An 8,407-nucleotide genomic window follows, 5' to 3' on the forward strand; every position below is an offset into this window, starting at 1 on the left:
CCGTTGTTTCTCCGATGACATCGTCAGGCCGGCCGTAAGGTGACTAAACAAGCAGAAACCAGCAGGGGAATGAGTCACCGTGGGCGTGGAAGACATCGTTGCTCCGAAGCTGCCAGGCGGCGAGACGCTGCCTTTCGCGACGGTGCCGTCCGCGAGCACCGCGGGGCGAACGCTGCAGGAATCGACCTATTCGCAGCGGGTCATCCCGCCCCGCCTGCACGACGACACCCCCAACATCGTGATCGTGCTGATCGACGACGCCGGGCCGGGTCTGCCGTCGACCTTCGGCGGTGAGGTACGCACCGACACGATGGGCCGAATATGCGCGGAAGGTGTGTCGTACAACCGGTTCCACACCACGGCGATGTGCTCGCCAACTCGAGCCTCGTTGTTGACCGGGCGAAACCATCACGAGATCGGCAACGGCCAGATCGCCGAGTTGGCCAACGACTGGGACGGCTATGCGGGAAAGATCCCGCGCAGCAGCGCGACGGTCGCCGAGGTGCTCAAACAGTACGGGTACGCCACGTCCGCGTTCGGTAAGTGGCACAACACCCCCGCCGAAGAAACCACGGCTGCGGGTCCATTCGAAAACTGGCCCACCGGATTGGGTTTCGAATACTTCTACGGATTCCTCGCGGGCGAAGCGTCTCAGTACGAGCCGCATCTGGTCCGCAACACCACCGTGGTGGCTCCACCACGAACTCCCGAAGAGGGCTATCACCTTTCCGAGGATCTGGCCGACGATGCGATCGGCTGGTTGAGGCGTCACAAGGCGTTCAATGCCGACAAGCCCTTCTTCATGTACTGGGCCAGCGGCTGCCTGCACGGTCCCCACCACATCATGAAGGAATGGGCTGACCGGTACTCGGGCAAGTTCGATGACGGCTGGGATGCGTACCGGGAGCGCGTGTTCGCGCGCGCCAAGGAGAAAGGCTGGATTCCGCAGAACTGTGAACTCACCGAGCGTGACGAGACGCTTGCTTCATGGAACAGCATCCCCGCAGACGAGAGGCCCTTCCAGCGCCGGCTGATGGAAGTCGCCGCGGGTTACGCCGAGCACGTCGACGCGCAGGTCGGCCGGCTTGCCGACGAGCTCGACGCGTTGGGCTACGGCGACAACACGCTGTTCTTCTATATCTGGGGTGACAACGGTTCGTCGGGCGAAGGCCAGAACGGTACCATCGCAGAACTGTTGGCGCAGAACGGGATTCCTACCACTGTTCGTCAACACATCGATGCGCTCGATGAATTGGGCGGTTTGGAGGTGCTCGGCTCCCCGCTGGTCGACAACCAGTATCACGCAGGGTGGGCATGGGCAGGCAGCACGCCGTACAAAGGAATGAAGCTGCTGGCATCGCACCTCGGCGGTACCCGCAACCCGATGGCGGTTAGGTGGCCCGCCAAGATCTCATCGGACACGACGCCCCGCGATGTCTTCCTGCACTGCAACGATATCGTGCCCACCATCTACGACGTTCTCGGCATTGAGCCACCCCGGGTTGTGTACGGGGAGCCGCAGATTCCCCTGGCGGGCGCCAGTTTCGCGCACACGCTGATCGACAGGTCCGCAGCCGGCGGAAAGAAGACGCAGTACTTCGAGATCATGGGCAGCAGGGCGATTTACCACGACGGGTGGCTGGCATCGGCGCGCGGTCCGCGACTGCCGTGGGTGCCAGGACAACCCGAAGGTATCGACACTTGGACCCCTGATAACGACACGTGGGAGCTGTATCACCTTGACGAAGACTGGTCGCAAGCACACGACCTTGCCGGGTTGCAGCCGGAGAAGCTACTTCAAATGCGCGAGATGTTCGCCATCGAGGCCGCACGCAACTCGGTACTGCCCGTCGGCGGTGGCCTGTGGGTGCCCGTCTACCACCCCGAGTTGCGGATCGCGCCGCCGTACCGGCAGTGGCGGTTCTGCGGCGACACCATCCGGATGCCAGAGTTCTGCGCCCCGGCGCTGGGCAATAAGAACAATCTAGTCACGATCGACGCCGACCTACCTGAGAGCGCCAACGGTGTGCTGTATGCACTCGGGGCCGCGGCGGGCGGCCTGACGTGCTACCTCGACGACGGCTACCTCTGCTACGAATACAACTTGTTCATTCTGATGCGCGCAAAGATCCGATCCCCGAACAAGCTATCGGCGGGCCGAGCGACTATCAGCGTCGAAACCCGGTACGCCGAGGAGCGGCCCGGTGGTCCGCTGGACGTGACATTGCGCAGCGGCGAGGAGATCCTCGCGGCAGGCCAGGTTCCAGTGAGCGCCCCGCTGCTGTTCACGGCCAACGACTGCTTAGACATCGGTACCTGTCTGGGCTCACCCGTGTCAATGGACTACCGCGAACGCGCCCCGTTCCCCTTCGAGGGCCACATTCATGAGGTTCATGTCGCCTATACGTGAAGTCCACCAGCGAAACTGGTCTGGGCAGCGATCCGGACGGGGCGCTCAGAGCGCGATGGATAGCCTCGCAGCGTTGTTACCATCACGCGGTGCACAACGCGAGTGACGGACCGCGACCTTTCTCGCGGCGCGACGTCCTCAGATTTGGCGCGTCCGCACCTGTGCTGGTGATGCTCGGTATGGCGGGCGCGGCGGTTGCTGCGCCGACGGCCGATGCGCGGCCCTTGCGGCTGGTCGACTTCACCCACCGACAGGTGCCCGCCGAGCAGATCAAGGCGGCCGGCTATGACGGGGCGCTGGTCTACGTGTCCGAGTTGCGGCCGGGCGCCGACTTCGACTTCAAGCCGGTCACCCGCGAGTACGCGGATGCACTGCGGGCGGCCGGTTTGCACGTGGTCAGCTGCTATCAGTACGGCAAGCCGGGTTGGGCGACGCCGTCGGACTACACCCGCGGTTATCAGGGCGGGGCGGCGGATGCGCAGACCGCGTTGCGGTGGCACGCCGCAGCAGGCGGTCCGGAGTCTGCGCCGATCTTCTTCAGCATCGACGAGGATATCGACCTCGACACCTGGGAAAGCGTTGCCGTGCAGTGGCTTCGAGGGATCAACTCCGTTGTGGGCGTGGAGCGCACCGGCGTCTACGGCCACGCGCGGGTGTGCGCGTGGGCGATCGACGATGCGGTGATCGGCCGCTCGACGTCAGACGGGCACTGGTGGGCCTGGCAGACCAAGGCGTGGTCCGCCGGTAAGCGCGAGCCGCGGGCGGTGCTGTATCAGGCGGTGGTGGTCACCGGGCCGGACACCGGTATCGCCATGGGCGGCACGCAGGTCGATGCGAACGAAGTCCTCGCTTCTGATTTCGGCCAGTGGGATCTCGACCGAAGCTGAGCGCGCGCGAACCGCGCGAGTTTTGCTCGGCGCCCTCGCCACCAAAGGCCCGCGGTGTGGGGCACCGCGGAATATGCTCAACCTTCTGATGTCCGAGTGGCTGCTGCTCGTGCTCATTGTTCCGGCCATCGTCGTGCCGGTCGTGCTGCTGCTCGGGTTCGCCGGTTGCGATCAGGTCTTTGGTCTTGACCGTATCGACGACCCAGAACCCGGACCCGTGATCGAATCGGCCGCCGGCAAGAGCATGAGCGTCATCACGCTGACGTGGATGATCGACCCAACGGCAACGGAAATCGAGTTCGAAAGGACTAGAGTCAACCCGACCGGACCCCCGGATCCGCCCTATCGATTCAAGGTGGTCGCGTCGCTGCTCAGCCGCGAGGATCCCGGACTCGATCCGGCCACCAGCTATACGTACACGGCGAAGGCCATATTCGCCGACGGCGACGCATCTTTGCCGTCCGCGCCTGTCACGGGCACCACCTTCCCTCCGCCGACCTTTGACGCCGCAGGCGCGGGCGGTTCCGGGTCCGGCACCAACAGCGCCGCGGCGACATGGAACCACACCGCATCTGCCGATTCCACCGCGGTCATCGTCGGGATGCGGTGGGCGCATCGGGGTGGCTTCTTACCGCCGAGTGGATCGCCGACCCGCACGGCGACCTACGGCGACAATCCGATGACCTCACTCGGCGTCGTCGGCCTCAACAATGCGGCCCTGACGGCGATCAACGGCACCTTCATCTACCAGGAGTTCTTTGGTTTGCTGAACCCTCCGACGGGCGACCAGCCGGTAGCGGTGGCCGTTGAGCGCGCGGGCGCGGCGTCCATCACCGTCGAAGGATGCTCGGCTTCCTACCTCGCAGTGTCCGCGTTCGGCGCTGTAACCGCAGCGGCCGGCACGGAAGCTGGGACATCGCTGTCACAGACGGTCACCTCGGCCGTCTACGAGATGGTCGTGCAGATGTTCACCACCGCGTCGGGGGCCATCACCAACTACAACCAGACGTTGCGTTTCACCGGTCAAGCCGACGGCATCGGCATCGTCATCGGAGATGCGCCGGGAAACGCGTCGGTCCCGATCACCGCACAGCGCGCCGACGGAGTCGATTACGCCGAGCTGGCTGTGCGGCTTACCCCGATCTCGTAGCGAGGCAGCCATGGCCAATCCGTTCACCGGCGAGTACCCCGCGGCGGTGCACATCGCCGCGCGACAGATCAACGGCCTGTTGGGAACCCTGCACCAGAACGGTGACCTGGATACGCCGCTGAAGCTGATGCACAGTGTGTCCACGCGCATCGGTAATCCTCGCCGCAGACGCGCGGACGTCGGGGCGTTCGCGGATTGGTTGGTCGCCTACCAGCGCACCACCTCGGGCCGCGGGCTCGCCGATCTGCGCGGCCAACTGACGGCGACCGCACCGCCTGGCACCGTGCGAAGGTTCGCGGACGCATTCGATGGGTTCGATCGGGGTTGGGCAATCGAGCTGCCCCCTAACGTGGTGCGCGGCAGAGCCAAACTGCAGATCTCGTCGATCACGGTGTCAGTGCCGGACGGCTCGTCCACCGAGGTCGTCATCCGCGCGGCGGTCCGGGCGCAGTATTACCCGGACCCCGGTACGACGGAGCTGCCGCCATCGGTGCACGGCGAGGTGCACGCCACGTTCGATGTCAGCCAGATACCGTACGGAACCGGACGCCGGCTGCTCATCCGGCCGTCGGCGCAGGACGCCAAGATCGACTTCATCGCTGCGCCGGGCAGCGGATTGGCCCCGCCGGCTGTGAGCCGAATCGCAGCTGAGGTTCGCAAGTTCATCCGCGAGGGGGTGTCCCTGCTGCCCGTCGATCTGCCCCACGACTTCGCTTTCGCTGATTTCAAGGGCGTCGGGTCCGGGCCCGGCCAGATAATCGCCCTGCCGTACCAATTCTCAGGAACTCCGGCTCCACCTGGCGGGCTGCAAGGGCTCACGCAATCCTTCCTCGGCTCAAGCGGATTCGGCTTTGCGGTCAGCAAGGAACACGTCAACACCTTCATCGACGTCGAGGCCATCCGTCAGGCAGTCAGAAACCGACCCCCGTTGACCTTCACGATCAGCACCATCTTCGGCGGATCCGTTTCGGTCAACTACCGCTTGCGGTTCAGTTCCGGACCGACGTTGACATTCAAGTCGGGCGCGATCGAGATCGCCGGGCGGGTCGCGGCAGAAACCGACACCGTGTGGGCGCCCAACGGGTTCGTCAGCTTCAAACAGCGCGTCGTATTGGTCCTGGATACGAGCAGCCAGGGCATCAGCCTCGAACGCGATGGCGAGCCCGACGTCGACGAGTCGTGGTTCATCCCGCACAGCAGGGCGACCAGCGTCGTGACGACCGAACTCGACAACGCGCTCGTGCAGAACCAACCAGCGATCCGCCGCGTTTTCGACGATGCTAGAAATGCACTCACCCGCGGGCTGCGCGCATTCGACACCGTCGCGTCGGCTTCTTACACGGCCGTCGACATCACCCCCGAGATCGCGTTGGTACGCGGCGAGATTCGCAGCCAGAACCGCCGTCCGCCGGTGGTCACCGTCGAGGAGACCCACGGCGGCGCCGCGTTCACGGCACTGAACAGTTGGATTCCCGCCGGCACCGTCCAACGCTTCGTCTGGACGTGGGTGGAGCACTCGCATCCCGCCAGCATCTGGTCAGGCGTCCAGAAAACCGTGGCCGACGAGCACCGCTTCATCCTTGCCAAGCCTGCAGGCCCCACCAACGTCAGCCAGGTCTGCCTGCGCATCGAGGGCAGTCAGATCGGACCGTCGGGGCAGCAGTCGAGCGTCGCGGCCGGTACGACGTGTCAGGTGCAGGAACCGGAGTTCGCGATAGACATTCCGTCGTGGTGGGGGCCGGTGACGGTGCCGATCTGGCGGCCCGATGTGGCCGACACGGTCCCGCTGAGCCAGGCGATCGCCGGGCACGCAAGCGTGGTCGCCTTACCCGGAGACACCTCGGTACGGCGAAATGCATTGGTGTACTTCGTGGATGATCAGCAGGATCGGCCGCTTCAGCCGCTCCTCGAGGCATTGCGCCGAGCTCGCGACAGCTCTTCGGTGACGGTCGTTGTCGTGGTGTCGAACGGCACGTTCGACGCACCTCGTGGCGAGGTGGAACGCCGGCTCGGGTTGCCTCGCGAAGGTCTTCCCGCAATGCACATCACCCAGGACGACGAGGGCGGATGGACAACGACGTTCGGAGTCTCCCGCCTGCCGTCGACCTATTTGATCAATGCCAGGCGAGAGTTCGTCTGGAAGCACGAAGGCGGACCCCAGCCCGATGAAATCGTTGCCGCGCTGGACAACTGCGCTGGCCCGTCGGCGCCGTCAGGCTTTCGTCCACTCCAGCTGGCTGTCTCACCAGGTGCGTCGGCGCCCGATATCAGGTTCCAAGACGGCGAGCATCAGTATGCGCTACACCGGTTTCGCGGCCGCGATGTGATTCTCAGCTTCTGGCAATCGTGGTCCGTACCATGTCTTTCAGAGTTGAGCCGCCTGCAGCAGATGTACCAGGACGGCCGAAAGGCGCCGTTCATCGTCGGCGTTCACGGCGGCGTCAACGCCGAGGCGGTCGACGACATCCGCAAGCGCCTGCGGCTGACCTACCCTCTCGCGCAGGACCACCAGCAGCGGATTGCGCGCAGATACGGACTTAGGTGCTGGCCCACCACGATTCAGATCGACACCGACGGGCGCGTAGCACACGTCCAATTCGGAACGGCGCACCACGAGCGACCGAAATCGGTCACGAATGGTTGAGATGCAACTGGTTCTGACCGCTGTCGTCGTGCTGGCGACCGATCAAGCGGTGAAGCTTCTGGTTCGCAGCCCCCAGTTCGACGTCGTGCGGCTGGGGCCGTTCGGAAGTCTGCGGATGGTGGCGGGACGATTGTGGCTGGCGCGATCGGCCAAGACTGTGCCGAACACGCTGGGGCTCTGGGCCGTATCAGCCGGGGCACTGATGATCGCCGCCACGGCGCTGCTGTCGTCCGCTGTGTTCGTCGGGCTGCTGCTCGGCGGATCGCTCAGCAACGTCGTGGAAAGCTGGCTGCGGGGTTCGGTCACGGACTTCGTGTGCCTGCGGTTCTGGCCGGCGTTCAATGTCGCCGATGTCGCGCTGGCGGTCGGTGCGCTTGGGACTGGGATCGAACTGCTCAGGGTAGTCGGTGCCGTCCCGGGGTAAATCGGGCGTCTCCGTGTCAGGGTTTCCGCGGTTCTTCACGATCGCGGGTCGTCGGGTCAACGCGTACAAAATCTTTCTGGCAGCGGGCATCTGTGTCGGCACGCTGACCACGGCGGCGATGGCAGACACGGCGGGGCTGTCGCCGCTGCGCGTGGGGTTGGCAGCGATGGTCTCGGCACTCGCAGGCTTGATCGGCGCACGGATGTATCACTTGCTCGTCCATGCGCCGCGCTATCTCGATGCGGGCTCACCACGCGCGTTGTGGCGCACCGCGTCCGGAGGGACGAGCGTGTTCGGGGCCCTGCTGACGTTTGTCCCCGTCTCGGTCATCGCTGCGGCCGTGATCGACATACCGGCGGCCGTGTTGTGGGATCAGATGGCCGTCGGCGTACTCGCGGGCGGATTCTGGATCCGGCTGGGCTGTGTGTTCAACGGCTGCTGCGGCGGGCGCGAGACCGACGGGCCGCTCGGGGTTTTCCTGCATGACACCGTTGGTGTGCGTAAGCGACGCGTTCCGGTCCAATTCCTCGAGATGGCGTGGTGGCTGCTTGGTCTGCTCGGCTTTCTCGCCTCGTGGCCCACGGGATCCCCTGCGGGCAGTTGCGCGCTGGCCGTTCTCGCCTGGTATGGCGTCGGACGGTTCATTCTCGAGCCCCTGCGGGAACGGCCGGCTGTCATCTGGGGCGGCGTGCGGATCAACCAGCTGGTGGCGCTGCTGATCGCTGTGGGCGCGAGCGGTGCGCTGATCTTGATTGCTTGGCGTTCGTGAGTTCCCAACGAAAAGAGCTAGATCTCTGCGGCCCGGGAATCGGACCATGCCTCACTCAACCTCCTCAACGTCGGCCGCGCTGTGGATAACGCGACCCGTCAAAAAGTCTGAGTCAGTGCGAGT

6 protein-coding genes are annotated in these 8,407 nt (G+C 65.0%); all 6 read left to right on the forward strand.

Annotated features, from left to right (window positions below):
- Positions 1 to 79: 79 nt before the first annotated feature.
- The gene (locus ABQE44_RS25030) at positions 80 to 2,410 is read left to right on the forward strand and encodes an arylsulfatase (RefSeq protein WP_448432485.1); all 2,331 of its coding nucleotides are present in this window, start codon (positions 80 to 82) and stop codon (positions 2,408 to 2,410) included.
- 170 nt (positions 2,411 to 2,580) lie between these two features.
- Positions 2,581 to 3,297, forward strand: a complete 717-nt coding sequence (locus tag ABQE44_RS25035; protein ID WP_448395487.1) for a DUF1906 domain-containing protein — start codon at positions 2,581 to 2,583, stop codon at positions 3,295 to 3,297.
- An 88-nt stretch (positions 3,298 to 3,385) separates the two neighbouring features.
- Positions 3,386 to 4,447: a fibronectin type III domain-containing protein gene (locus ABQE44_RS25040; RefSeq protein ID WP_448395449.1), complete on the forward strand. Its 1,062-nt coding sequence runs from the start codon at positions 3,386 to 3,388 to the stop codon at positions 4,445 to 4,447.
- A gap of 10 nt (positions 4,448 to 4,457) precedes the next feature.
- Complete coding sequence (locus ABQE44_RS25045; protein WP_448432487.1) at positions 4,458 to 7,091, forward strand: TlpA family protein disulfide reductase; 2,634 nt, start codon at positions 4,458 to 4,460, stop codon at positions 7,089 to 7,091.
- Between the two features lies 1 nt (position 7,092).
- Positions 7,093 to 7,515, forward strand: a complete 423-nt coding sequence (locus ABQE44_RS25050) for a signal peptidase II (RefSeq protein WP_448395447.1) — start codon at positions 7,093 to 7,095, stop codon at positions 7,513 to 7,515.
- A 13-nt stretch (positions 7,516 to 7,528) separates the two neighbouring features.
- Positions 7,529 to 8,284, forward strand: a complete 756-nt coding sequence (locus ABQE44_RS25055) for a prolipoprotein diacylglyceryl transferase (RefSeq protein ID WP_448432489.1) — start codon at positions 7,529 to 7,531, stop codon at positions 8,282 to 8,284.
- Positions 8,285 to 8,407 lie beyond the last annotated feature (123 nt).

This window comes from Mycolicibacterium sp. XJ2546, assembly GCF_053483195.1.

Coding starts and splice junctions, on each gene's coding strand:
- ABQE44_RS25035 (WP_448395487.1), top strand. CDS start 2,581: ATGCTCGGTATGGCGGGCGCGGCGGTTGCTGCGCCGACGGCCGATGCG.
- ABQE44_RS25040 (WP_448395449.1), top strand. CDS start 3,386: ATGTCCGAGTGGCTGCTGCTCGTGCTCATTGTTCCGGCCATCGTCGTG.
- ABQE44_RS25045 (WP_448432487.1), top strand. CDS start 4,458: ATGGCCAATCCGTTCACCGGCGAGTACCCCGCGGCGGTGCACATCGCC.
- ABQE44_RS25050 (WP_448395447.1), top strand. CDS start 7,093: ATGCAACTGGTTCTGACCGCTGTCGTCGTGCTGGCGACCGATCAAGCG.